Here is a 26101-nt window from a genome sequence, read left to right on the forward strand (position 1 = left end):
ACATGAACTCTGACGACTTTTCGCCCGGGGGCGCCTAGGGTGGTGCGATGTGAGCGACCGGGCCCTCCACACCGCCGTCGACATCCCGCAGGTCATCGTCGTCACCGGCGTCATGGCTGCGGGCAAGTCGACCGTCTCCCAGCTCCTCGCGGAGCGCTTCACGCGCGCGGTGCACCTGCGCGGTGACGAGTTCCGCCGCGTCGTCGTGCGCGGCCGCGTCGACATGTCGCCGCACGGCGACCCCGAGGCCGAACGACAGCTCGCGCTGCGCCACGCCATCGCGGCCCACTCCGCCAACGAGTACGCCGCGGCCGGCTTCACCGTCGTCGTCCAGGACCTCTTCGTCGGCACGACCCTCCAGCCCTTCCTCGACCGGCTCACGGCGCGACCGCTCAGCCTCGTCATGCTCGCGCCCGACGTCGGCACCGTGATGCAGCGCGAGTCCGAGCGCGTCAAGGTCGGCTACGGCGACCTCTGGTCGATCCGCGACTTCGACCACAAGGTGCGCACCGAGACGCCGCACATCGGCCTCTGGCTCGACAGCTCGCAGCAGACGCCGGACGAGACGGTCGAGGAGATCCTCGCCCGCCTGACCGAGGCGAGGATCGCCTAGGTGTCGGGCCTGACGATCGGGCAGGTCGCCGAGCGCACCGGTGCGGCCACCTCCGCGCTGCGCTACTGGGAGGACCTCGGGCTCATCGCCTCGGTGCGCACGACGGGCAACCAGCGGCGCTACGAGCGGGCCACGATCCGGCGGGTGTCGTTCATCCGGGCGGCCCAACGGGTCGGGCTGTCCCTCGAGGAGATCGGGGCAGCACTGTCCACCCTCCCGGACGCCCGCACCCCCACCGCCTCGGACTGGGCCCGCCTCTCGCGCGCCTGGCGCGGCCGGCTCGACGAGCAGATCCGCCGCATCGAGAAGCTACGCGACCAGCTCGACTCCTGCATCGGCTGCGGCTGCCTCAGCCTGCGCACCTGCGCGCTCAACAACCCGTCCGACGTGCTGGCGGACCACGGCCCCGGGGCCGTCCTCCTCGAGCCCTGAGCCCGTCGCCTGGTCGGACCGAGGGCGTATGCCATCCGCCGGGCGATGACGCCGGCGTCCCGCGGTTCGTCCGGCACGTGCCTCGAGCAGGTTTTGTCGTTCTTGTGCGCATGCTCCTCGTACGCGGGACCATCGAGAGGACACCACGATCGCCGGACGGGACCGAGCGAACAGGGGACACCGTGGAGACGCACATCGGCCGAGATCGTCGCACGCGCCGCGCGCTAGGCACTGCGACGCTGCTGCTCCTGCTGACGCTTGTGGGCGCGTCGGCGTCCAGCGCCCGAGCAGCCCCCCCGACGCCGAGCGACTGCGGTGCTGCCGCGGCACTCGTCAAACAGGGACTACCGCAACGAGCCCTCGAGCTCGCGGTCGGGTGCGTCAAGGAGGCGGCCCTGGCCCGCACCGAGACACAGACCGCCGTGTCACTCGCGACCAAGGCCGAGGAGGAGCTCCTCGCCGGCAAGGTCGACTCGGCGGGCGACTACGCGACCGCCGCACTCGCGCACGACCAGGAGAACGCGGAAGCGGCAGCCGTGCTCACCGATGTCGCTGCCGCAGAGCCGACGATCGCCCGGCTCCAGCATGAGTGGAACGCGTTCGTCGACGAGCAGCTGTCGCCCCTCGGTGGGCTGCTGCTCGTCGTGCTCACCGTTCCGCTGCTGCTCCTCGTCGTGGCAAGACTGACAGCCCTCGCCGTCCGGGAGTGGCCCGATGCTGACGACCTCCCGAACGACCGTCTCCGCGGCGCCGTCCTTCGCGCCGGAATGGCGCTCATGCTGGCCGCCGCGGTGCTCGCCTCGCTCGCCGTTGCAGACGCGGCCACGCCGCCGACGTCGAGGCTCATGACCTGGACCGTGTTCGGCACCACGATGATCGGGTCGGTCGCCGCCGTGCTGGCGGCCCGACGAGCCGACCAGCGCAAGCTCGACGGCTCCAGCGCGCTTCTGCTGCTCGCGACGCTCACCGGGGGCCTGGCGCTCGTCGGGCTGGCGGTGCGTCTGCTGTGGGGAGACAACCAGCCACCCACGGTCGAGCTCGCCTCGGTGATCGGTCTCGCCGCGCTGGCCGCAACCCTGTCGGTCTGGCTCACCTCCTGGTGGCTGGCCACCCGGATCCGCCTCAACGTCACCGGTCCCAAGGACGCGGCGGAGATCGGGACGGTCGTCGCCCTGCTCAGCGAGCTCGGCGCGGAGGCGCCGAAGGGACTGGAGGTGCCGCGGGGGGCTGACGTGACGGCTCTCGACGGTGCCTTCTCGACCTTGCCCGACAACCCCGTTCTCAAGGTGCTCAAGGACCTCGTGCGCAGCCTCTCCGGAGTGACGCCGTGGACCGCGACGATCGAGGGCGACTCAAGCGCTCGCGTCGTCACCATGGTCCGCAACGGTCGCTCAGCGGGCTCGGCGATCATCGATCCGATGGTCCTGGGTCTCGTCGCCGAGTCCCCACCGACCCCTGCCGCAGCGTCGTCAGAGGCGGCATCCGGGGACTCGGACGCGACGCCCGACGGCACCCCGGACGACCCCACCCTGCGGATGGCGGCCGCGTTCGTCCTCGTCACGATGGCCTCCAGCCATCGATCGATCAGGCGCGGCCTGGCGGGGACCTCGTCGTGGAAGAGCCTTGGCTACCACTACATCGGCACCACGCTGCCGCAGACCGGTCGTGACGTCTCACGCTCCGGCGAGCTGCTCGGCCGGGCCCTTTCGGACGACCCGGGCAACCTCGCCGCCGCGCTGGCCTTCCGTCACACCCAGCAGCGGGGCACGGACGACCTGTCGACGTTGCGCGACTACGAGAGCTTCCTCGTCCACTACCGCCGGCGGCTCGTCGGTCTCGAGGGCGAGCTCGACGTCGATGCGCTCGCGCTCCGCGCCGAGTACACGCGCGCGCTCACGCTCGTCAACGCGGCATACGCCCAGCACAACCTCGAGGTGACGGTCCTGCCGTCGCAGGACGACTACCGAGTCACGGCCAAGACGGCGCTCGAGGAGTTCTCGGTCACGGTGGAGCCCGACCCGGTCGACACCGACGGCATCAGCGCGTTCAAGGCCCAGTACCGTGACGACATCAAGGGCTCCCTGAGGCTCATGGGACTGCCGAGGTCCACCGCGGACGCGGAGCGGCCCACGGGGATCTACGGCATCTACAACGAGGCCTGCACGTTCGCGTCCCGCAACGACCTCATGTGGTCAGGCGCACCCGGTCTGGGGTACGACGTCGATGACCTACAGGCCGTGAGGCTGCTGCAGCACGTCGCGTTCGCCGGCAAGCTGAAGGACTGGGCGGAGCATGACCCCCAGCTCACCGCCTTCAAGCTGCGCCCGGCGTACCGGACCGCCTTCCTCAGCCCCCCGCGAACGAACTGGTTCGAGCTGACCACGGTCGAGCCCTTGGCCGACCGCCTCAAGGCCATGGGCTACGGCACGCCCCGGGTCGTCGCCCGCGCCACGGTCGGCAAGCTCTGCGTCGACACCTACGCCCCGCTGGCTGCATGCGCGGCAGTACGCGAGCTCGCCTGTCTCCACGAGGGACTCACGCAACGGTCGGTGGCGCTGAGCACGTGGTCGATCGAGATCCTCGACGACCTCGACCGTCGAGGGATGGCCCGTCTCGCCCTCCTCGCGTCCCTGACGAAGACCGAACGTGCTGCTCTTGCCACCGATGTGGCAAAGAAGGTCGTCCGCGCATGCAGGCCAGCCGCTGACACCGATGCCACCGCTGAGACCGGGCTGGCCAAGCACGTGCGGGCCTGGTTGCGCCGTCCGTACTGACACGGCCGGTGCGGCCACCGGAGACACCTGAACGCCATGGGCCGACGTCCCGAGCGGGTTAGCCCGTTGTTACTGGGAGTTGGGATCGTCGGGTCGTGACCGGACCGCCCGGTCCGCACCCGAACGGAGACCTCCATGCGCACGCTGCCGCTCGGTGGGTCCGGGGCCGCGAGCGACGACGCTGCCGGCACCGGGCCCACCCCCTCGCCAACGGAGCCGGAAGCCGACCCGGCCCAGCACGAGACCGGAGCTCTGACGTGGTTGGCGAAGGCTCTGCGCGACGCAGGCCTCGTCGTGCACGAGTCGTCAGGCTGGACGACGCGCACGCGTCCGGGCGACTTCGCTCCCCGCGGAGTGCTGCTGCACCACACCGCGGCCTTCGCCACGACGTCCGACCCGCACCCGTCGCTCGACGGCCTCGTCGACGGACGCTCCGGCCACGTCGGGCCGCTGTGCCACGTCCTCGTCGACCGGAACGGCGAGGCCTGGGTCGTCGCCGCCGGACGCGCGAGCCACGCCGGCCGGGCCGACGCGAGCGGCCCGCTGCCCGAGGGAGACGGCGACGCGGTCTACGTCGGCATCGAGGTCGAGTACGCAGCGACGGACCACGAGCCCACGCAGTACGCGACGAATCTGCAGAAGTCGAACGCGATCGTCGCCGCAGCGGCGATCGTCGCTCGCCTGGGTCGGGACCAGCACCACGTGCGTGCCCACCGCGAGACAAGCCCGACCGGCGCCATCGACCCCTACAACTGGGACATGGTCTCGATCCGGGACTCGGTGCGCCAGGCCCTCGAGCGCACCGGACGCTAGTCCTAGCGGGTCGCACGCACGACAGGACGCAGCGCCCGCCCCTCCTCGGGGCGGGCGCTGTCCTGTCAGCCGGCGACCGGCGTCAGTCGCGGATGTTGTTCGCGCGGCGGGCGAGGTAGCCGGCGTAGGTGCTGAGGTTGGCGATGCGGTGGTTCATGTCGCTCGTGGAGTTGGACTCCTCGTAGAGCCAGAACTGGGTGTGGTCGGCGTTGGCCCACTTCTGGAAGAGGACCGTGTGGTTGCCCGGGTCGACGAGGAAGTCGCCGGCCTTGAGGTTGGCCCGCGAGATGCCGAAGCTGTAGGTCGACGTCGCCAGGGCCGAGGTGTTCGGGGCGCTGAGCCCGGTGGGGCCGAGCTTGAGGGCCATCGAGACGAAGCCCGAGCAGTCACGCCGCCAGCTGTAGACGCCGTCGGGCCCCGTGGCCGTTCCGGTCTGGCTGTACTGGACGTTGCGGTCCATCCAGTTCTGGGCCCGGGCGATGACGTCGGCCCGGCTGATGGGGTCGTTGGGGGCCGCGCTGGCCGGCGCGGCGGGTGCCGCGGTGACGGCAGCGGCGATCATCGTGGTGGCCAGGGCCGATCGGAGCATGGTGCGGCGGGACATCGTCGGCATTTCTTCGTCTCCTTATCCGGTGCCGTCGCGAGCCCTTCTCACGATGCGGCTTCAGGTTTTCTGGTGATGCACAAAATGCCATTCCCGACTAACAATCCGGTAATAGCCGAAATCCCGTCGAGAACGGTCGCGAACGAACTAGAGAAAGACCTCCACGAAACGTCGTATGCCGCCGGGCGGGGCTCGCCGTGCACGAGCCCACCCAGCGGCATACGCCGTCAGACGCGTCTCCCGCGAGACCCCTGAGCCAGCGGGAGCACCGTTCAGCAGTTGGTGCGGGTGAAGTAGTCGGTCGTGTAGTAGGCCACCCACGTGCTCGTGCCGAACTTGATGCTGACCGGGCTGCCGTCGGCGCGCTGCTCGTAGTGCAGGTGGGACGTGGCCTGGCCACCGGACTTGCCGACGGTGCCGATCGTCGTCGTGTCGGCGACGTTCTGTCCGACGCTGACGTTGATCGAGTTGAGGTGGGCGTAGAGCGTGCTCCAGCCGTTGCCGTGGTCGATGATGATGCGGTTGCCGTAGCCGCTGCCCACGTTTCCGGCCGCGGAGACCCGGCCGCCGGCGCTCGCCTTGACGGCCTTGCCGAGGTCGAAGTCGCCGGACCCCTGGTTGAAGTCGATGGCGCGGTCGGGGTTGTGGCCCTGCCACGTCTGGCCGCGCCACTCCTGCTGGCACGTGAAGGGCACCTTGAGCAGCGGGCGCGTGCCTGCAGCGTCGGCGTTGACGGCGTTGACTGCCGTGCCGGCTCCGACGGCGGCGAGCGTGGCGACGGCGACGGCGGTGCGCTTCATTCGCGTGGACATGTTCATGACATTGACTCCTTCATTTCCTGGCGGTCCCCGGGGGCTGGTTCCGCGACGACTCGACCGGGCGGACGAGAAAGGTGCGGGGGCGTGGGGCGACGGGTTTCGCCCCACCGCCAGACGCGCTCGGGGATGACCGCGCCGTGGCTTGGGATGAATGTCCACGGGGGCGCTAACAATTCGTTAACCCCCTTTTCCGGCACGGTGTCGTGAGGTGAATTCTCGGGGCCTTTCCCTAAGACGACGCCCTCGTGGTGGGCGGCCACGGCCGAGGTCGGGTTCAATGGCCCTGTGCAGTTCCGGGTGCTCGGGCCGGTGGAGGCCCTCGACGACGACGGCGCCCCCATTCGGCTGGGCAGCGGCCGCGAGCGGCTCGTCCTCGCCCTCCTGCTCGTCGGCGCCGACCGGCTCGTGCCCACGGAGCAGCTCATCGACTCCCTGTGGAACGAGCCACCGCCGACGGCCCGCCAGCAGCTGCAGAACCTCATCGCGGGCTTGCGGCGCAGGCTGGCAGCCCACGACCCGGCCCTCGTGACGACCCGGCCCTTCGGCTACGAGCTGCGGATGACGCGGCACGGGCTCGACCTCGCCGACTTCCGCAGCCTCTTCATGCAGGCCCGGGCCCAGCGCGCCGCCGGCGACGAGGACTCGGCCCACACCATCGCCCGCGCCGTCGAGCTCTGGCGGGGCGCGCCGCTCAGCGACGCCGTCCCGGCGAGCTCGGACACCGGCACCGAGGCACTGATCCAGGGGCTGTCCGAGGAGCGGATCGCCGCCGTCGAGCTGCTCCTCGAGTCCCTCGCCGCCGGTGGACGCCACGAGGAGGTCCTCAGCGCAGCCTCGCAGCACCTGCAGGCCGACCCGTGGAACGAGCGGCTGCACGAGCATCGCATCCGGGCGCTCGCGGCCACCGGGCGCCGGCAGGAGGCCAGCGACACCTACCGCCAGGTCCGTCGCCAGTTCCTCGACGAGCTCGGGGTCGAGCCGGGCCGTGCCCTGCGCGAGCTCAACACCCAGATCCTCGGCGGCGCTCCACTGGCGCCCACCCGGCCGCGGCCACGGACCGTGCCGCGCGAGCTGCCGGCGATGACCTGGACCCTCGTCGGACGCGAGCCCATCCTCGGCTCGGTCCTGGCGCAGCTCACCCGGCGTCGCGGGGACGCCCCGGCGTCAGCCCCGCCCGCGATCGTCGTCCTCGCCGGCGTCGGCGGGGTGGGCAAGACGGCCCTCGCCGTGGCCGCCGCCCACCAGCTCGCCGACGCGTTCCCCGACGGGACCCTGCACGCCTCGCTCGGGGCCGGCCCATCGGGCGTCGCCGACGGCCACGAGGTCCTCGGCCGTTTCCTCCGGGCCCTCGGCGTGGAGCACGCGTCGATCCCGGCCGACCCGGACGAGCGGGTCGCGCTCTACCGCAGCACGGTCGACCGCAAGCGCGTGCTCGTCGTGCTCGACGACGCCTCGAGCGAGGCCCAGGTGCGCCGGCTCCTCCCGACGTCCGCCGGGTCGGCAGCCCTCGTCACCTCGCGCACCAAGCTGGCCGGACTGCCCGGTGTGCACCGGCACACGATCCCCCCGCTGCTGCCCGAGGACGCGACGTCGATGCTCGCCGAGCTGTCGGGGGCGCAGGACGTCGACGGTGCCGGGGTCCTCTTCCAGATCGGCACGTTGTGCGGGCACCTGCCGCTCGCCCTCTGCGTCGCGGCCGCGAAGCTCGCGACCAACGAGCACCTCCGGCTGGAGGACCTCCGGGACCGGCTCAGCGACGAGCACGCCCGGCTCGACGAGCTGTCGGTCGGCGACATCGACGTCCGGGCGAGCATCACGACGTCGGTGACGGACCTGTCACCCGCCGCCGGTGTCCTCTTCCGTCGCCTCGCACTGGCCCCCTCCGGCGACTGGCCCGGGTGGGTGGCCGCCCTGCTCCTCGAACGCGGCTCGGCCCCGTCCGGCTCGAGGGTCAGCGGAAGCGTCGGCGGCAGGCCTAGCGCCCCGGACGGTGTCCACGGTGGTGGCCGGGGTGGTCGCGGGGCACGCGCCGGTGGGGCTGCCCGAGCGCTCGACGAGCTCATCGACTGCCACCTCGTCGAGCCGACCGGGCGGGACACGGCGGGGCAGCCGCGCTTCCGCGTGCACAGCCTCGTCGCAGAGCTCGCCGCAGAGGCCCTGGCCGACACCGAGCCGGTCTCGGACTCGGACGCGCTCGCCATCGAGCTGGCCCGGCAGTGGCTCGCCCTCACCGACGTCGCCGACGCCCGGCTGGACCCCGGCGGAGTCCGGGATTCCGACGACCCGGCGGGTCCGACGACCGACGCCGCGGTGCGCGCCGCGTCGGAGTCGCCCGCCGACTGGTTCGAGTCCGAGCGGCTCAACCTCGTAGGCGCCGTCCACGCGGCCGTCGCCCGCGACGACCGCGAGCTCGCGGCACGCATCGCGCTGGCCATCCGCACGTTCCTCACGATCCGGGCCTACGACGACGAGCGCGAGCGGGTGCTGCGCATCGCGCTCGACGACTATCCGGAGGAAGCCGACCAGCGTCTCTCGGCGCAGCTGCTCGCCGCCCTCTTCGGCGTCCTCGCCCAGGAGCACCGCCACGACGAGCTGCCCGACGTCGCGAGACGCTTCCTCGACGCGGCTCGGCGCGTCGGCGACGGACCCCTCGAGCAGCGCGCGCTGTCGCAGCTTGGGTGGGCGGCCATGGTGCGACGGGACTTCGCGGCCTCGCTGGGCTGGTACGAGCAGGCAGCCGAGCTGGCCGTCGCTCGCGATGACCGCGCGGCGCGCACCACCGCCGATGCCCACCGCGGCGTGCTCCTGCGCAACATGGGGCTACCCGCCGAGGGTGACCCGCTCCTGGCCGCGATGGTGGCCGAGTCGCGCGAGCTGGGCTCCCGCCGCTCGACCTGCATCTGGCTCGTCACCCGCGCCGAGGGACTCGTCGACCTCGACCTCTTCGACGAGGCCCAGGCCCTGCTCGACGAGGCCCTCGCGCTGGCCCGCGAGGTGCGCGACGACCTGGGCGAGGCACACTGCCACCTGGCTCTCGCGCGGGTGCACCTCGGTCGTGGAGCGCTCGTCGACGCCACCACGGAGTACGAGTCGGCGCGGCCGCGGCTCGACGCCCACGCCCGGTCGGGTGAGGACCTCGACGTCCTGCGCCTGCGGGTCGACCTCGACACCGCGGCGGGACGGTGGCACGACGCCCGCCCTCGGGTGGAGCGACTGGTGGCCGCGCGGCGGGCGGCGGGCGACCCGCTCGAGCTGGCCTGCGACCTGGCTCGCGAGGCCCGGTGCGCCGCGCACCTCGATGCCGCCGAGCCGGCCGACGGAGACCCGGCGAGCGGTGACGACCCCACCCGGACCGAGTGCCGGGCCATCCTCGAGCGGCTCGACCTGGAGCCCGGTGCGCTGCGCCTGCCGGCCCATCTCCGGCACTGACGCCGCCGTTGTTAGCCGTTTGTTGGCGCACCCTCCGTAAGGTCGGTTGCACCAGGAAGGGCCCTCACCCGACGGGCCTCGAGAACCAGGGGAGCCACCTCATGAAGCTTGTCGCTCGCGTCGCCGCCGCCGTCGTCGTCACCGGTCTCTTCGGGATGACGGGTGCCTCCGTGACCGCCCAGGCCGCGCCGCCCAGCTGGTGCGCCTTCCAGAGCGTGGACGGCTCCTGCCACCCCACGCCGCCCCAGACGGCCTGACCCACCCCACCGGGTCTGACGCCGGACGCAACTGCCGCGCCGACCTCGTGGTCGGCGCGGCAGTCGTGTCCGTGCTCGCGGGCCCACGTGGGCCCGTGACGGCTCAGCTCGTGGGACCCCCGTCCGCCGGCACCGCGGAGTCGGGCGTCGGGACGCCGGGTCCGCCGGCCGGGCCGGGCGCACCGGCCCCGACACCCGCCATCTCGGGTATGCCGTCCGGCGCGCCGGGTGCCCCCGCCGTCTCGTCGAGGTCGGCCGCGGCACCCGCGAACTGGGCGGCATACAACGTCGCGTAGGCGCCTCCGGTCGCGAGCAGCTCGGCGTGCGTGCCCTTCTCGACGATGCGTCCGTCCTCCATGACGAGGATGAGGTCGGCGTCGCGGATCGTCGACAGGCGGTGCGCGATGACGAAGCTCGTCCGGTCGGACCGCAGCGCCGCCATGGCGTGCTGGACGAGCAGCTCGGTGCGCGTGTCGACCGAGCTCGTGGCCTCGTCGAGGATGAGCAGCGCCGGGTCGGAGAGGAAGGCGCGGGCGATCGTGACGAGCTGCTTCTCGCCGGCCGAGATGTTGGACGCCTCGTCGTCGAGCACGGTGTCGTAGCCGTCGGGCAGCGAGTGCACGAAGCGGTCGACGTAGGTCGCCTTGGCGGCCGCCATGACCTCCTCGTCGGTGGCACCGGGACGGCCGTACGCGATGTTGTCGCGGATCGTGCCGCCGAAGAGCCACGTGTCCTGCAGCACCATGCCGATGCGCGCGCGCAGGTCGTGGCGGGTCAGGTCGCGGATGTCGACGCCGTCGAGCGTGATGCGTCCGCCGTCGAGCTCGTAGAACCGCATGATGAGGTTGACGAGCGTCGTCTTGCCGGCGCCAGTCGGGCCGACGATGGCCACCGTCTGACCGGGCTGCACCGAGAGGTCGAGGTCCTCGATGAGCGGCTTCTCGGGCGTGTACGAGAAGGCGACCGACTCGAAGGCGACGGCTCCGTGCGGGTCGTCGATGCGCGCCGGTGCGGCGGCGTCAGGCTCCTGCTCGTCGGCGTCGAGCACCTCGAAGACGCGCTCGGCAGAGGCGACACCGGACTGGAGCACGTTGGCCATCGACGCGACCTGCGTCAGCGGCTGCGTGAACTGCCGGGAGTACTGGATGAAGGCCTGGACGTCGCCGAGGCTCATCGTGCCCGACGCGACGCGGAGGCCACCGACGACGGCGATCGCCACGTAGTTGAGGTTCCCGACGAACATCATGACCGGCATGATGATGCCGCTGATGAACTGGGCGCCGAAGGCTGCCTCGAAGAGCTCGTCGTTCTTCTGCTTGAAGTTCGCCTGGGTCTCCTTCTGGCGGCCGTAGACCTTGACGAGCCCGTGCCCGGTGAAGGTCTCCTCGACGATGCCGTTGAGCTCGCCGGTGTTGCGCCACTGCTGGATGAAGAGCTTCTGCGAGCGCTTGGCGATGAGGGCCGTCACGACGATCGAGATCGGGATGGAGACGAGCGCGATGAGCGCGAGCTCCCACGAGATCCAGAACATGATGCCGAGCACGGCGATGACCGTGAGCAGCGAGGTGAGCAGCTGCGACATCGTCTGCTGGAGGGACTGGCCGACGTTGTCGATGTCGTTGGTGACGCGGCTCAGCAGCTCACCGCGCGGCTGGTTGTCGAAGTAGGGCAGGGGCAGCCGGTTGAGCTTGGCCTCGACCTCCTGGCGCAGGTCGTACATCGTGCGCTGGAGGACGCCCTGGAGGATCCACCCCTGGAGCCACATGAGCAGCGACGCGGCGACGAAGAGCGCGACGACGAGCAGCAGCACGCTGGCGACGGCGTCGAAGTCGATGCCCACGCCCGGGGTGAAGTCGACGTTGCTCAGCAGGTCGGCATACGTCGTCTGGCCCTGCGCACGCAGGCTGTCGACGACCTGCTCCTTGGTGGTGCCGGGCGGCGCCTCGATGGTGCCGCCGATGGCACCGGCGAAGATGAGGTCGGTCGCGCGCCCGAGGATCTTCGGCCCGATCGAGCTGAGCGCGACGCTCACGACGGCCAGCACGAGGACGACGACGACCTTGACGCGGTGCGGCCGCAGCCGGCCGAGCAGGCGCTTGGCCGACGGGCCGAAGTTGAGCGACTTCTCGCCCGGCTGCCCCATCTGCATGTGGGGCGGGCCGCCCCGGCGTGCAGGTCCGCGGCGGACCTCTGCGGCCTTCTCCTCGGCCGTCTTGACTCCCTCGGCCATCAGGCCGCCTCCTCCGCGCTGCGCTGGGACTCGACGATCTCCTGGTAGGTGACGCAGGAGTCGAGGAGCTGGTCGTGCGTGCCCTGGCCGACGACGCGGCCGTCCTCGAGCACGATGATGTGGTCGGCGTCGACGATGGTCGAGACGCGCTGGGCCACGATGACGACGGTGCTGCCCAACGTGGCCGGCCGCAGGGCCCGGCGCAGGCGTGCGTCGGTCGACAGGTCGAGGGCCGAGAACGAGTCGTCGAACAGGTAGATGTCGGGACGCTTGACGATGGCCCTGGCAATGGCGAGACGCTGGCGCTGGCCGCCCGAGACGTTGGTGCCGCCCTGCGCGATGGCCGAGTCGAGCCCGCCCATCGCCTCGACGAAGTCCTGGCCCTGTGCGATGCGCAGGGCGTCCCACAGCTCGTCGTCGGTGGCATCGGGGTTGCCGTAGCGCAGGTTGGTCGCGACGGTGCCGCTGAAGAGGTACGGCTTCTGCGGGACGAGCCCGATCTTGCTCCACAGGTCGTCGAGCTCGAGGTCACGCACGTCCACGCCACCGACCCGCACCTTGCCCGCGGACGCGTCGAAGAGACGCGGGATCAGGCCGAGGAGCGTCGTCTTGCCGGCACCCGTCGAGCCGATGATGGCCGTCGTGCGACCCGGGTCGGCCCGGAAGCTGACGTCGTGGAGCACGGCCGCCTCGGCTCCCGGGTAGTGGAAGTCGACACCGACGAGCTCGAGGCCCGCGGCGGCGGGCGCCATCCTCAGGGGCTGCACGGACTCGACGACGGACGACTCGGTGTCGAGGACCTCCTGGATGCGGCCGGACGAGACCGCGGCACGCGGGATCATCGTGGCCATGAAGGTCGCCATCATGACGGCCATGAGGATCTGGACGAGGTAGGACAGGAAAGCCGTCAGCTCGCCGATCTGCATGTCGCCGGACGCGATGCGGTGCCCGCCGAACCACATGACGGCCACGGTCGAGAGGTTGAAGATGACCATGACGATCGGGAAGACGAGCGCCATGAGGCGTCCGACCTGGAGGCCGGCGTTGGTCAGCAGGCCGTTGGCCTCGGCGAAGCGGGCCTCCTCGTGCTCCTCGCGGACGAAGGCGCGCACGACGCGGATGCCGGTGATCTGCTCGCGCATGACGCGGTTGACGCCGTCGAGCGAGGTCTGCATCCGCCCGAACCACGGCACCATCCGGGAGATGACGAGGCCGACGACGAGGCCGAGCAGGGGCACTGCGACGGCGACGAGCCAGGACAGCCCGACGTCCTCGCGCAGGGCCATGATGATGCCGCCGACCATCATGATCGGCGTCGTGACGAGCAGGGCGAAGCCCATGAAGACGACCATCTGGACCTGGGTCACGTCGTTGGTGCTGCGCGAGATGAGCGTCGGGGCCCCGAAGCGCGTCACCTCCTGCGCCGAGAAGTCGACGACGGTGCCGAAGACGTTGCCGCGGATGTCGCGGCCCATCCCCATCGCGACGCGGGCCGCGAGGAAGGTGGCGGCGATCGACGCGGCGATCTGCACGAGGCTGACGGCGAGCATGATGCCGCCGTGGCTGATGATGAAGGCCGTGTCGCCCTTGGCGACGCCCTGGTCGATGATCTCGCCGTTGAGGCTCGGCAGGTAGAGCGAGGCCATGGTGCTGACGAGCTGGGCCAGGCAGATGAGCACGATCTGGCCCGGGTAGGGACGCAGGTGACTGCGGAGCAGTCGGATCAGCATGTCGGTGCCTTTCGGTGCGCGACGGGTGGTGTGGTGTCGCTCGGGAACGCTAGGGACTCACGTGGGGTGAGGGTCAACTGGTCTGTCACGGCCGCGACCCCTCGTCGGCGGTGAGCGCCTGCGGGTCGCCGCCGAGCTGCGCGTGGAGCTCGGCGATCGACAGGCCGCTCTCTGTGGTGCTCGGCCGCCGCATCAGGCCGAAGAGGACGGTGTCGACGATCTCCTCGGGGGTCAGGACCTGTCCGTCGGCGATGCCGGGGTGGCTGCCCGAGAAGGTGAGCAGCCGGATCCGGTGGACGAGGTCGGCGGCCGGGACGACGAGCAGGTCATCGTCGTGGACCAGGTGGTGGATGGTCTCGAGGAGGGGCTGGTGGGCGGCGACGTGCTCCTCCTCCTCGTCGGCGTGCCCGCGCAGGTGCCGCCCCGCGTCGTAGCAGGCCTGGTGCGGTCCGCGGTTGGGCGGCTGGGTCAGGCCCAGGGCACCCATGAGGCCGAAGACCTCCGTGAAGCGCAGCTGCATGATGCGGGTGAAGTCGACGAGCCGGTCGCGCAGCGACCCCTCGGGGTCGATGGCCGAGATGCGCCGCCGGACGGGGGCGGGGCAGAACGCCGCCTGCACGGCCTCGTTCTCGAGGACCTCCTTGGTCGGGAAGACCCGGAAGATCGTGCCCTCGGCGACGCCGGCCTCCTGGGCGATCTCGCTCGTCGTCGGCTTGCGCCCCTCGCGGTGCGCGAGCCGGACGAAGACCTCGATGAGGGCGTCCCGGCGGTCGTCGGGGTTCATCGGGGCCGCCCGCTGACCGGGTCGCTGGCCCTCCACACGTGTCGACACGCTGTCCATCATGAATGAGTGAGCGCTCACTCACAAGTGGTTTCGGGAACATCACGACACATTTCGCCCCGAACCCGGGTATGCACCCCTCCGGACCCCTCGACCGTCGCGGTTCGCCTGCGTGCGGTCCCTCGCCCACCCGTCCCTCTCCTCCCGATCCGAGGTCCGCATGACTGCAACGACGCAGCGCACCGCCACGACCACCAGCTCCCCGGGATTCCTCGACCGTCGTCGCACGGTCGCCCCGCTCGGCTTCAACCGCTGGCTCATCCCCCCGGCCGCCCTCGCGGTGCACCTGTGCATCGGCCAGGTCTACGCGACGAGCGTCTACAAGACCTCCCTCGTCGCACACTTCGACACCTCGCAGACGGCGATCGGCCTCATCTTCTCGATCGCCATCGTCATGCTCGGCCTGTCGGCCGCGGTCTTCGGCACGTGGGTCGACCGCAACGGGCCGCGCAAGGCGATGTTCGTCGCGACGGTCTGCTGGGGCACCGGCTTCCTCGTCGGCGCGGCCGGCATCGCCACGAGCCAGCTGTGGCTGCTCTACCTCGGCTACGGCGTCATCGGCGGCATCGGCCTCGGCATCGGCTACATCTCGCCGGTCTCGACGCTCATCAAGTGGTTCCCGGACCGTCCGGGCCTCGCCACCGGGCTCGCGATCATGGGCTTCGGCGGCGGCGCGATGGTCGCGAGCCCCCTCTCGCGCCAGCTGCTCAGCGCCTACGACCCCGGCTACACGCCGTCGGACTCGACGTCGACGGCCGACGGGCACGCGCTGATGCTCCTCTTCGTGACCCTCGGGATCGTCTACGCCCTCGTCATGCTCATCGGCGTCTTCAACATCCGCGTCCCGCACCCCGACTGGAAGCCCGAGGGGTGGACCCCGCCGGCGAACGCCCGCGACACCGCCACGCTCGTCACGACGAAGTCGGTCTCCGCGGCGAGCTCGATCCGCACCCCTCAGTTCTGGCTGCTCTGGGTCGTCCTCTTCTGCAACGTCACCGCCGGCATCGGCATCCTCGAGCAGGCCAGCCCGATGATCCAGGACTTCTTCCGCGAGAACGGGTCGTCGGCCGTGACCGTCGCTGCCGCAGGCGGATTCGTCGGTCTGCTCTCGCTCTTCAACATGGCCGGCCGCTTCGTCTGGAGCTGGACGAGCGACGTCATCGGTCGCAAGCCGATGTACATGGTCTACCTCGGCGTCGGCATCCTCGCCTACATCGGCCTCGCCCTCGCGGGGCATGTCGCCATCGGGCTCTTCGTCCTCATCGCCGCGGTGCTCATCTCGTTCTACGGCGGTGGTTTCGCGACGGCGCCCGCCTACCTGCGCGACCTCTTCGGCACCTTCCAGGTCGGCGCCATCCACGGCCGGCTGCTCACGGCCTGGTCGGCGGCCGGTGTCGCGGGCCCGCTCATCATCAACGGCTTCCTCGACGCCCAGGGCAAGCCGGGCACGCTGACGGCCGACGCCTACACGCCGGCGCTGCTGACGATGGTCGGCGTGCTCGCCGTCGGCTTCGTCGCCAACCTCCTCGTGCGCCCGGTCGCCGACCGCTTCCACGAGTCCGACGACGTCGTCGAGGCGGCCAAGCCGGCTCCGGTCGAGACGGGCGAGGGCTCCTCGCGCCTGCCGGGGACCGCGCGCGTCGTCGCACTCTGGGCCGTCATCGCCGTCATCCTCGCCTACGGCGTCTTCCAGACGGTCACGACGGCGGCCAAGCTCTTCGCCTGACCGGGCACCACCGACCGAAGCGCGGGATCCCTGGTGGCGGCGGCCTGCTCGTTCAGACGAGCAGGCCGTCTGCCACGAGGTCGCGCACCTGCGGGAGCACCTCCGCACGCACGTCGGCGGCGTCGAGCCCGAGCACCGTCGCAATGGCGTCGAGAGCCACCCCCGCCGTCAGCTCGCCGTCGGCCACGCCGAGGTATGCCGCCAGCAGCGTCCCTGCGCGGACGACGCGTCCCAGCCCTCCGCCCTGCCGGACGAGGATGACGCTCGGGTCCTCGGCACCCGGGACCCCGTGCCGCTCCTCCGTCACGTCGGGGGCGCACGACCACGCGACGTCGAGGACGTCCTCGTCGGAGTGCTCGGCGAGCCACGTCCGGGCCCGCAGCCCCGCGCCGACCGCCGGTCCCATCGGGGCGGCGACGGGCCCGTGGGCCTCGTCGAGGGAGCGCCACGTGCCGCGGTCGGCGGCCGGCCGCTGGAGCGTGACGACCCCGAACCCGACGTGCTCGACACCGCGCGAGGCGAAGTCACGCAGCCACGCGGCATACATCAGCGAGTGGGACTCGCTGCCGGGCTGGGCACCGCCGTCGCGGGCCCACAGCTCGGCGTACTCGGCGGGGTCCTGCGACTCGCGCTGGATGACCCAGGCGTCGAGCGCGACCCCGTCCCGGGCCTGCTCGTCGAGCCAGTCACCCCAGACGTCGCGCCACGTGCGCCCGGCCGGGACCTCCCAGTTGCCGAGGAACTGGGCGACGCCTCCGGGCTCGAGCACCGAGCCGACCTGGCGCACGAGGGAGCGGACGAGGGTGTCACCCGAGCGACCGCCGTCGCGGTACTCGTAGAGCGGCACACCCTCGTCGCGGGGTGTGATGACGAAGGGCGGGTTGCTGATGACGAGCGAGAACTCCTGCCCCGAAACGGGATCGAGCAGATCTCCGGAGAGCAGCTGGACGTCGGGGACCGCCCCCACGCCTTCGGAGGCAGCGAGCGCGAGGTTGAAGCCGGCATACGCGAGCGCCCGCTCCGAGATGTCGGTGGCGACGATCGCGCCGACGTGTCCGGTCAGGTGCAGGGCCTGCACGCCGCAGCCGGTGCCGAGGTCGAGCGCGCGGTCGACCGGGCGCCGGACGGTCCACGACGCGAGGGTCGTCGAGGCGCCGCCGATGCCGAGCACGTGGTCGGGGCGCAGGGGCCCACCGACGACGAGCTCGGAGAGGTCGGAGGCGACCCACCAGTCGTGGGCGTCGTCGCCGTACGGGCGCAGGTCGCACGTCGCGACGACGTCGCGCTCGGGCGGCGCCCACCGGTCGGCGGCGAAGCCGGCGCGGCCTCCCTCGAGGCGCACGAGCCCGAGGCGTACCGCCCCCTCGACCCCGAGCGAGGGCAGGGCGGCGCCGAGCGCCGACGCGCGCACGGGTCGACCGAGGGCGAAGAGGCGCACGAGGACGCCGCATGCATCGTCCACCGACGTGGCTGAGGACTCCGTCGCGAGCAGCGCCGGCAGCGGCTGCTCACGGTGCAGGGCCGCGGACGCCACCGGGCCGAGCCGGTCGGCGACGCCGTCGACGGTGAAACGAGCCGCCGAGAGGTCAGCTCGCAGCAGCGCGACGAGCGATCGGTCGACGACGGGGGTGTCGTTCAGGACCCCTCGCCCGGCGCGCTCGCCCCGGCCGCGCTCGCGGCGAGCGCCGCGTCGAGGGTCGGGTGGATCTCGAAGACCTTGTCGAGACCGGTGATGGAGAAGACCTTGAGGACGCGGTCGTCGGTGCCGACGAGGCGCATCGAACCGCCTCTCGTGCGGGTCAGCTTGAGCCGCCCGACGAGCACCCCGAGCCCTGTCGAGTCGAGGAAGGTGACGTCCGTGAGGTCGACGACGAGCTGCGTGCGCCCGCCCTGGATCTGTTCGTCGAGCTTCTCGCGCACGAGTGGCGCGGTCTAGACGTCGATCTCGCCGCCGAGGTGCACCACGGTCTGCTCGCCGTGGTCGGCTCGGGTGATCGAGAGATCCACCTGTGCCCCTTCCTTGTGCCCACACGTGCACAGCTTCTGGTCGCGGTTTCGCGGGTCCGGTCCTGACGTCGTGCTGACCGTTCCCCATCCGTCACGTTCCCCCCGCGTGACCGACCGCGCAGTAACATGCCCCGCTCGTCGGTTACCGTACCCCGACGGCATACGGTTGCTCCACATGAACGGGGAGTCAGCGCCCGCGGGACCCGTGCCGGAGGACCTCCTGCGCACGCTCGTCGGCGACCATCCCGAGCGGCTCGTGCACGTGCACGAGGTGCCGGCTCGCCGCGCCGTGCTCGGGGCCTGGCCAGAATGGGTCGACCCGACACTCCTCGGCTCCCTGCTCGCCTCCGGCATCGAGGCGCCGTGGTCGCACCAGGTCGAGGTGGCACAGGCCGCCCACGCCGGACATCACGTCGTCGTCAGCACGGGCACGGCCTCCGGAAAGAGCCTCGGCTACCACCTGCCGATGCTCAGCGACATCATCGCCGGCGCGACCGCACCCAACGGCCGCGGCGCCACCGCGCTCTACCTCTCCCCCACGAAGGCGCTCGCCGCCGACCAGCTGAGCCGCATCGACCGGCTCGCGCTGCCCGCCGTGCGGCCCGCGACGTACGACGGCGACACCCCCACCGACGAGCGGCGCTGGATCCGCGACCACGCCAACCTCGTGCTCACCAACCCCGACCTGCTCCACCACTCCCTGCTGCCCGGGCACGAGCGGTGGAGCTCGTTCCTGCGGGCGCTGCGCTACGTCGTCGTCGACGAGTGCCACGTCTACAAGGGTGTCTTCGGCGCCCACATGGCCGCGGTGCTGCGACGACTGCGGCGGGTCGCCGCGCGCTACCGCTCCGAGCCGACCTTCGTCTTCGCGTCCGCCACCGTGGCCGACCCGGAGGAGCACGCCTCCCGACTCCTCGGTATGCCGGTGACCCCGGTGACGCGGGACGGCTCGCCCCGCGCGTCGATGACGTTCGCCCTCTGGGAGCCCCCGCTGCTCGTCGACGAGACCGGGCAGCCGTCGAGGGTCAGCACCATCACAGAGACGGGCGAGCTGCTCGCCGGGTGCGTGCGCGAGCACGTGCAGACGGTGGCGTTCGCGCGGTCGCGGGCCGGCGTCGAGGTCGTCGCGCGGATCGCCAAGGAGCGGGTGCCCGTCACGGACGAGCACCGGGTCGCCGCCTACCGCGGCGGCTACCTCCCGGAGGAGCGACGCGAGCTCGAGCGGTCCCTGCGCGCGAAGGAGCTGCTCGGCCTCGCGGCCACGAACGCGCTCGAGCTCGGTGTCGACGTCAGCGGCCTCGACGCCGTGCTGCTCGCGGGATGGCCGGGCACGCTGTCGTCGCTGTGGCAGCAGGCCGGGCGGGCCGGCCGCTCCGGAGAGCGGTCGCTGGCCGTGCTCGTCGCCTCCGACGACCCGCTCGACACGTTCGTCGTGCACCACCCGGAGGCGATCTTCGGCCGCGGCATCGAGGCCACCGTCGTCGACCCCGACAACCCGCACGTGCTCGGTCCCCACCTGGCCGCGGCGGCCGCTGAGCTGCCGGTGACCGAGGCCGACGTCGAGATCTTCGGGCCGCAGACGCGCGTGCTGCTCGACGCGCTCGTCGCCCGCGGCATCCTCAAGAAGCGTCCGCGGGGCTGGTTCTGGGGGCGTGAGGACCGGCCCGCCGACCACCTGTCGCTGCGTGGGGCCGGCGAGCCCGTGCGGATCATCGAGACCCGGACCGGGCGCGTCGTCGGCACCGTCGACGACTCGAGCGCGCACTCGCAGGTGCACACCGGCGCCGTGCACCTGCACCAGGGCCAGACGTGGGTGATCACCGAGCTCGACCTCGACGACCATGCCGCCTTCGCGGTGCGCGGTGACCCCGGCTGGACGACCCAGGCGCAGTCGGTCAGCGACTTCCAGATCGTCCACGAGACCGAGCACGAGGAGTGGGGGCCGCTCCGGTGCTCGTTCGGCCACGTGACAGTCCGCCACCAGGTCACCTCGTTCCTGCGCCGCCTGCCCGGCGGAGAGGTGCTCGGCGAGCACCCCCTCGACCTGCCGCCCCGGTCGCTCGCGACGAAGGCGGTGTGGTGGACGATGCCCGTCGAAGACCTCACGGCGGCCGGGGTGGCGGAGGACGGCATACCCGGGGCGGCGCACGCGGCCGAGCACGCGGCCATCGGGATGCTCCCGCTCTTCGCCACCGCTGACCGCTGGGACATCGGCGGTGTTTCCACCGCGCTGCACCCGGACACCGGCCTGCCGACGATCCTCATCTACGACGGACACCCCGGCGGTGCGGGCTTCGCCGAGCGCGGCTACCGACGGATCCGCCCGTGGCTCAGCGCGACCCGCGACGCCATCGACTCGTGCGAGTGCCCAGAGGGCTGCCCGTCGTGCATCCAGTCCCCCAAGTGCGGCAACGGCAACGAGCCCCTCGACAAACGCGGCGCCGTGGCCCTGCTCGACCTCGTCCTGCGTCACGCGGACCCAGGGGCCGGGGGCGCGCAGTGAACCGGCCACCGGGCGGACCCGGACGTCCGGGGCGTCCGGGGCGTCCGGGCCCGTCTCGGCCGCCGGGGGCGTCCGGCCCGTCCGGGTCGTCCGGGTCGTCCGGGTCGTCCGACGCGCAAGGTCCTCCGGCGGACGCCGGCGCCGGACCGTGGGTCGGGATCACGGGGGGCGCCGCCGGCCGGCCTGCCCCCTCGGTCGTCGTGCGCGGGACGCTGCGCCGGGTCGAGGTCGAGATGCAGCCTCTCGTGCTGGACGCCGACGACGGGACGACGTGGGAGCTGCTGCTCCCGCCCGGGTGGGCGATCGACGCCGAGCCGGGCACCCGGGTGACGGTGAGCGGGGACGCCCCAACCGACGTCGCCACGGTGTCGATGGTGGGGCCCGTGCTGCGCGTGCGCTCCCTGTCGCGAGGCGACTGAGTCCGGCGTCCGTCGGACCGGACCGCGGGGCCGGACCACACTCTGAGACATAATGCCGAGTTATTTGACCAGTAACGCATCGCTATTCGAAACTCCCATGCAACGGATAGGAAAGCAGCCACCCGTCGACTGCCGACCGACCCGGCCCGCCGCACCCCGCGGCGCGACCCCGATCCGGACCGCACCCTCAGGAGCCCGACATGCGCCGCCCCTCGATCGCCCTCGCCGCCATCGCCGTCACCGCGACCCTCGGTCTGACCGCGTGTGCCGGTGGCGGGGCCAGCGACACCGCCGCGGGACCGGGCACCGCCGCCGCCGACGGCGCCGCGACGAGCACCATCAACCTCTACGCATATGCCGTCCCGAAGGTGGGCTTCGACGTCGTCATCCCGGCCTTCCAGAAGACGAAGGCCGGCCAGGGCGTGCAGTTCCAGCAGAGCTACGGCGCCTCGGGCGACCAGAGCCGCAAGGTCGCTGCCGGCGCCGAGGCCGACTTCGTCAACTTCTCGGTCGAGCCCGACATCACGCGCCTCGTCGATGCCGGGCTCGTCGACCCGAACTGGAATGCCAACGAGCACCAGGGGATTCCCTTCGGCTCCGTCGTGACGATCGTCGTGCGCAAGGGCAACCCCAAGGGCATCAAGGACTGGGACGACCTGCTCAAGCCCGGCCTCGAGGTCGTGACGCCCAACCCGTTCTCGTCCGGCTCGGCCAAGTGGAACCTCCTGGCCCCGTACGCCGCCAAGAGCAACGGCGGCGTCGACAAGGCCGCCGGCCTCGCGTACGTCTCGGCGCTCGTCAAGGACCACGTGAAGGTCCAGCCGAAGTCGGGTCGCGAGGCCACCGAGACCTTCCTGCAGGGCAGCGGCGACGTGCTCCTCAGCTACGAGAACGAGGCCCTCTTCATCGAGAAGAACGGCGACCCCGTCGAGCACGTGACCCCGCGCACGACCTTCAAGATCGAGAACCCCGCCGCCGTGCTCAAGGGCAGCAAGAACCTCGCCACGGCCACCGCGTTCAACGACTACCTCTACACGCCGGAGGCGCAGAAGCTGCTCGCCGAGGCCGGCTTCCGGCCGGTCGACACCACCGTGGCCGCGGAGTACGCCTCGAAGTTCCCGGCCCCGACGAAGCTCTGGACGATCGCCGACCTCGGTGGCTGGAAGACCGTCGACAGCACGCTCTTCAAGAAGGACGTCGGTGACATCGCCAAGATCTACGACCAGGCGACCCAGTGACGTCTGACACCGACCAGCAGCGCAGGGGCCCGCATCCGGAGACGGACGCGGCGCCCCTGCCGCCGCGTTCGGGCGCGACCGCGCCGGACGGCATACGTCCTCGGGGCGACGACGCACCCCACGGTGCGGGGTCCGGTGGCGCGGCGCGACGCACACGCCACGGCAAGGGCCTGAGGGGGCTGCGCCGACCGCTCGGCATCGGCATCGTCACGCTGTGGCTCAGCGTCATCGTCCTGCTGCCGCTCGCGGCGCTGACCGTCGCGGCGTTCGACGAGGGCCTGGCCGGGTTCTGGGAGGCGGTCACCGCGCCCGCCGCGCTCGCGTCCCTCTGGGTGACCGTGCTCGTGTCGGCCGTCGTGGCGCTCATCAACGCCGTGCTCGGCACGCTCGTCGCGTGGGTGCTCGTGCGCGACGAGTTCCGCGGCAAGCGGTTCGTCAACGCCGTCATCGACCTGCCGTTCGCGCTGCCGACGATCGTTGCCAGCATCGTGCTGCTCTCCCTCTACGGGCCCAACAGCCCCATCGGTGTCGAGCTCAACGCGACGCGCTGGGGGCTCGTCGTCGCGCTGCTCTTCGTCACCCTGCCGTTCGTCGTCCGGTCGGTGCAGCCCGTCCTCATCGAGGCCGACCGCGAGGTCGAGGAGGCCGCGGCCTCGCTCGGAGCCACGACCTGGACGACGTTCCGTCGCATCGTGCTGCCGACCCTCGCGCCGGCGATCCTCAGCGGCACCGGACTCGCCTTCGCCCGCGCGATCGGCGAGTACGGCTCGGTCGTGCTCATCGGCGGCAACATCCCCCGCGAGACCCAGGTGGCCTCGCAGTACATCCAGCAGCAGATCGAGATCGACCGACCGCTCAACGCGGCCGCGGTCTCGGTCGCGCTGCTCGCCATCGCGTTCGTCACGCTGCTGCTCCTACGCGTCGTGTCGAGCCGCAGCCAGCGCCGCGAGGAGCGTGACGCATGAGGGTCTCCCGGGGCACCCGTCTGTCGCTGCGCGTCGTCGCGCTCGGCTACCTCTTCGTGCTGCTCGCCGTGCCGATCGGCGTCATCCTCTGGCGCACCTTCGAGCCCGGGCTCTCGGAGTTCATCGCCTCGATCTCGACACCGGCAGCGAGGTCGGCGCTCAACCTGTCGTTGCTCATCGTGGCGATCACCGTCCCGGTCAACGTCGTCTTCGGCGTCGCGACCGCCCTGGCGCTCGTGCGCGGACGCTTCCGCGGACGAGGGCTGCTGCAGGCCGTGGTCGACCTGCCGTTCGCGGTGTCACCGATCGTCGTCGGCGTCTCGCTCATCATGCTGTGGGGCGCGGGCGGGTGGTTCGGTGCGCTCGACCGGGCCGGCTTCCAGGTCATCTTCGGCATCCCGGGCATGGTGCTCGCGACGATCTTCGTGACGCTGCCGTTCGTCGTGCGCGAGGTGGAGCCGGTGCTCCACGAGATCGGCCAGGAGCAGGAGCAGGCCGCCTCGACGCTCGGGGCCAACGGGTGGCAGACGTTCTGGCGCATCACCCTCCCGGCGATCCGGTGGGGCCTGACCTACGGCGTCGTGCTGACGGTCGCGCGGGCCCTCGGCGAGTTCGGCGCGGTCATCATGGTGAGCTCCGGCTTCCCCGGGGTCTCGCAGACCCTGACGCTCCTCGTGCACTCCCGCTACATCGACGACCACAACACCTACGGCGCGTATGCCGCCGCCACCCTGCTCATGGGCATCGCGCTCGTCGTGCTGCTGCTCATGACCCTGCTCGACCGCAAGAGGAGCGACCGATGATCACCGTGACCAGCGCCCGCAAGGACTACGGCTCGTTCACCGCGCTCGACGACGTGAGCCTCGACATCCCGAGCGGCTCGCTGACCGCGCTGCTCGGGCCGAGCGGCTCCGGCAAGTCGACGCTGCTGCGCGCGATCGCCGGCCTCGAGGAGCTCGACTCCGGCACCGTGACGATCGAGGGCCGCGACGTCACGGACGAGCCGCCGCAGCGGCGCGGGATCGGCTTCGTCTTCCAGCACTACGCCGCGTTCAAGCACATGACCGTGCGCGACAACGTCGCCTTCGGACTGACGATCCGCAAGCGCCCCAAGGCCGAGACGGCCAAGAAGGTCGACGAGCTGCTCGAGATCGTCGGGCTCGACGGCTTCCAGCACCGCTATCCGGCGCAGCTCTCCGGCGGTCAGCGCCAACGGATGGCGCTCGCCCGGGCTCTCGCAGTGGACCCGCAGGTGCTGCTGCTCGACGAGCCCTTCGGCGCCCTCGACGCGAAGGTGCGCACCGACCTGCGCCAGTGGCTGCGCCGGCTGCACGACGAGGTGCACGTGACGACGGTGCTCGTGACGCACGACCAGGAGGAGGCGCTCGACGTCGCCGACCGGATCGCCGTGCTCAACAAGGGACGCATCGAGCAGGTCGGCGACCCCGTCACGCTCTACGAGCGCCCCGCCAACGACTTCGTCATGGGCTTCCTCGGCTCGGTCGCGCACCTCGGCGGGCAGCTCGTGCGACCGCACGACATCGCGCTCGAGCGCGACCGCGCGACGGCGCTCGCCCTCGACGCCAAGGTGCCCGACTCCCCCGGGGTCATCGACGCCGTCGTCGAGCGGGTCGTGCCCCTCGGCTTCGAGGTCAGGGTCGACCTGCGGGCCGACTCGGGCGAGCGGTTCGCTGCGCAGATCACCCGGCGCGACGCCGCCGAGCTGCAGCTGCGGGAGGGGGAGACGATCCACGCGCGCGCCGTCGGGCGCTCGAGCGTCGTCGACCACGACCCGGCCCTCGCGATCTGACGCCCGACCGTCCAGCTCCGCTGGACCAACGTGGGACAGATCTCGCACGGGCGCGGACGACGGCATAACGTATGCCGTGAAGCCCCTCTCGTCGCCGAGCGACGCGGGCGGGCAGCTCGGGTCACCGAGTGAACTGAGGCGGCGAGGGGACGACACCTCGCCGCCTCAGTCGCACCCGGTGCGTCGCCCCCCGTCGACTGGCCCCGTCGTCACACCCGCACCGTCGAGTGGCCCCGTCGTCACACCCCGATGCTTCGCCACCCATCGAGTGGTCACGTCCTCACTTCTTGTCGTCCCGCCGCGGTCCCGGACATCGGCGCCACGTCGCCGGTGGGCCCGATTGGCGCGGAGGTCACCGCGGGTGCGGCAGACTGCATGGGTGGACATCTCGGCACGAGTCGACTACGCGGTCCGCGCGATGCTCATCCTCGCCGAGTCGGACGCGGAGGGCTCGGGCCCGATCAGCATCGACAGCCTCTCGACCCGGCAGGAGCTGCCGCGCAAGTTCCTCGAGGCGATCTTCGCCGACCTGCGCCGCGGCAACCTCGTCCTGAGCCGTCGCGGTGCCCGCGGCGGCTACGTGCTCGGGCGGCCGCGTGGGGAGATCAGCGTCGGCGACATCTTCCGCGCCGTCGACGGTCCGCTCGCCGAGGTGCGCGGACTGCGACCGCACGAGACGGAGTACCAAGGTGTCGCCACCCACCTGCCGAGCCTCTGGGTGGCGGTCCGTGCGAGCCTGCGCGAGGTGCTCGACGACACCTCCCTCGAGGACCTCCGCACCGGCGACCTGCCGGACCGGGTGCGTCAGCTGCTCACAGCCCCGGACGCCTGGCAGAACCGCTGACGTCCGACCGTCACTGTTCGGCAGTCAGTGCTCTGCCGTCATCGTGCC

General features: G+C 71.7%; 20 protein-coding genes and 1 pseudogene. 14 read left to right on the forward strand and 7 right to left on the reverse strand.

Annotated features, from left to right (window positions below; translation table 11 throughout):
* The first annotated feature begins 49 nt into the window (after positions 1-49).
* From ASE25_RS15520 to ASE25_RS15535, 4 genes are all read left to right on the forward strand, one after another.
* Positions 50-613 carry an AAA family ATPase gene (locus tag ASE25_RS15520; RefSeq protein ID WP_082619591.1) on the forward strand — a complete coding sequence of 188 codons (564 nt, stop codon included), beginning with the start codon at positions 50-52 and terminating at the stop codon, positions 611-613.
* Positions 614-1045, forward strand: a complete 432-nt coding sequence (soxR, locus tag ASE25_RS15525; RefSeq protein ID WP_056773821.1) for a redox-sensitive transcriptional activator SoxR — start codon at positions 614-616, stop codon at positions 1043-1045.
* A 182-nt stretch (positions 1046-1227) separates the two neighbouring features.
* Complete coding sequence (locus ASE25_RS15530; RefSeq protein WP_157623455.1) at positions 1228-3819, forward strand: hypothetical protein; 2592 nt, start codon at positions 1228-1230, stop codon at positions 3817-3819.
* Between the two features lie 135 nt (positions 3820-3954).
* Positions 3955-4632, forward strand: coding sequence for an N-acetylmuramoyl-L-alanine amidase (locus ASE25_RS15535; RefSeq protein WP_056826511.1), 678 nt, complete (start codon positions 3955-3957; stop codon positions 4630-4632).
* 82 nt (positions 4633-4714) lie between these two features.
* Here the strand turns inward: ASE25_RS15535 and ASE25_RS15540 are convergent, their stop codons facing one another.
* Together ASE25_RS15540 and ASE25_RS15545 are read right to left on the reverse strand one after the other, a co-directional pair.
* Positions 4715-5245, reverse strand: coding sequence for a hypothetical protein (locus tag ASE25_RS15540; RefSeq protein WP_056773829.1), 531 nt, complete (start codon positions 5243-5245; stop codon positions 4715-4717).
* 263 nt (positions 5246-5508) lie between these two features.
* Complete coding sequence (locus ASE25_RS15545) at positions 5509-6054, reverse strand: murein hydrolase activator EnvC (RefSeq protein ID WP_082619592.1); 546 nt, start codon at positions 6052-6054, stop codon at positions 5509-5511.
* Positions 6055-6339: 285 nt separating this feature from the next.
* On the opposite strand from ASE25_RS15545, the gene ASE25_RS15550 reads away from it, so the two are divergent.
* The gene (locus ASE25_RS15550) at positions 6340-9483 is read left to right on the forward strand and encodes a BTAD domain-containing putative transcriptional regulator (protein ID WP_056826512.1); all 3144 of its coding nucleotides are present in this window, start codon (positions 6340-6342) and stop codon (positions 9481-9483) included.
* A gap of 101 nt (positions 9484-9584) precedes the next feature.
* On the forward strand, positions 9585-9740 hold the full coding sequence (locus ASE25_RS22855) for a hypothetical protein (protein WP_156415490.1): 156 nt from the start codon (positions 9585-9587) through the stop codon (positions 9738-9740).
* A gap of 103 nt (positions 9741-9843) precedes the next feature.
* On the opposite strand, the gene ASE25_RS15555 is transcribed toward ASE25_RS22855, so the two are convergent.
* The 3 genes from ASE25_RS15555 to ASE25_RS15565 all read right to left on the reverse strand — a co-directional run bounded on the left by ASE25_RS15555 (position 9844) and on the right by ASE25_RS15565 (position 14532).
* Entirely contained in the window at positions 9844-11970 is a 2127-nt protein-coding gene (locus ASE25_RS15555) for an ABC transporter ATP-binding protein (RefSeq protein WP_056826513.1), read from the reverse strand.
* The gene (locus ASE25_RS15560; protein ID WP_056826514.1) at positions 11970-13700 is read right to left on the reverse strand and encodes an ABC transporter ATP-binding protein; all 1731 of its coding nucleotides are present in this window, start codon (positions 13698-13700) and stop codon (positions 11970-11972) included. Before ASE25_RS15560 ends, ASE25_RS15555 begins: the two co-directional genes overlap by 1 nt.
* 85 nt (positions 13701-13785) lie before the next feature.
* Positions 13786-14532, reverse strand: a complete 747-nt coding sequence (locus ASE25_RS15565) for a TetR/AcrR family transcriptional regulator (RefSeq protein ID WP_235508704.1) — start codon at positions 14530-14532, stop codon at positions 13786-13788.
* Between the two features lie 169 nt (positions 14533-14701).
* Here ASE25_RS15565 and ASE25_RS15570 point away from each other — a divergent pair, with 169 nt between their 5' ends.
* On the forward strand, positions 14702-16267 hold the full coding sequence (locus ASE25_RS15570) for an OFA family MFS transporter (protein WP_056826515.1): 1566 nt from the start codon (positions 14702-14704) through the stop codon (positions 16265-16267).
* Between the two features lie 52 nt (positions 16268-16319).
* Here ASE25_RS15570 and ASE25_RS15575 read toward each other — a convergent pair whose 3' ends face one another.
* Together ASE25_RS15575 and ASE25_RS15580 are read right to left on the reverse strand one after the other, a co-directional pair.
* A complete protein-coding gene (locus ASE25_RS15575; RefSeq protein ID WP_056826675.1) occupies positions 16320-17906 on the reverse strand; it encodes a methyltransferase in 1587 nt (528 codons plus the stop codon).
* Positions 17903-18274 (reverse strand): annotated as a pseudogene (locus tag ASE25_RS15580) (anti-sigma factor antagonist). The gene ASE25_RS15575 and the pseudogene ASE25_RS15580 overlap by 4 nt, the downstream one beginning before the upstream one ends.
* A 175-nt stretch (positions 18275-18449) precedes the next feature.
* On the opposite strand from ASE25_RS15580, the gene ASE25_RS15585 reads away from it, so the two are divergent.
* From ASE25_RS15585 to ASE25_RS15615, 7 genes are all read left to right on the forward strand, one after another.
* A complete protein-coding gene (locus ASE25_RS15585; protein ID WP_056826516.1) occupies positions 18450-20777 on the forward strand; it encodes a DEAD/DEAH box helicase in 2328 nt (775 codons plus the stop codon).
* Positions 20778-20977: 200 nt separating this feature from the next.
* Positions 20978-21196 carry a DUF5818 domain-containing protein gene (locus ASE25_RS22860; RefSeq protein ID WP_056773846.1) on the forward strand — a complete coding sequence of 73 codons (219 nt, stop codon included), beginning with the start codon at positions 20978-20980 and terminating at the stop codon, positions 21194-21196.
* 200 nt (positions 21197-21396) lie between these two features.
* Complete coding sequence (locus ASE25_RS15595; RefSeq protein ID WP_056826517.1) at positions 21397-22434, forward strand: sulfate ABC transporter substrate-binding protein; 1038 nt, start codon at positions 21397-21399, stop codon at positions 22432-22434.
* On the forward strand, positions 22431-23399 hold the full coding sequence (gene cysT, locus ASE25_RS15600; protein ID WP_157623456.1) for a sulfate ABC transporter permease subunit CysT: 969 nt from the start codon (positions 22431-22433) through the stop codon (positions 23397-23399). The genes ASE25_RS15595 and cysT overlap by 4 nt, the downstream gene beginning before the upstream one ends.
* Positions 23396-24202 carry a sulfate ABC transporter permease subunit CysW gene (cysW, locus tag ASE25_RS15605; RefSeq protein WP_056826518.1) on the forward strand — a complete coding sequence of 269 codons (807 nt, stop codon included), beginning with the start codon at positions 23396-23398 and terminating at the stop codon, positions 24200-24202. The genes cysT and cysW overlap by 4 nt, the downstream gene beginning before the upstream one ends.
* On the forward strand, positions 24199-25209 hold the full coding sequence (locus ASE25_RS15610; protein ID WP_056826519.1) for a sulfate/molybdate ABC transporter ATP-binding protein: 1011 nt from the start codon (positions 24199-24201) through the stop codon (positions 25207-25209). Before cysW ends, ASE25_RS15610 begins: the two co-directional genes overlap by 4 nt.
* 379 nt (positions 25210-25588) lie before the next feature.
* Positions 25589-26053, forward strand: coding sequence for an Rrf2 family transcriptional regulator (locus tag ASE25_RS15615; RefSeq protein WP_028785748.1), 465 nt, complete (start codon positions 25589-25591; stop codon positions 26051-26053).
* Positions 26054-26101: the final 48 nt, after the last annotated feature.

This window comes from Terrabacter sp. Root85, assembly GCF_001429185.1.
In the GTDB taxonomy this organism is placed as follows: Bacteria; Actinomycetota; Actinomycetes; order Actinomycetales; family Dermatophilaceae; genus Terrabacter.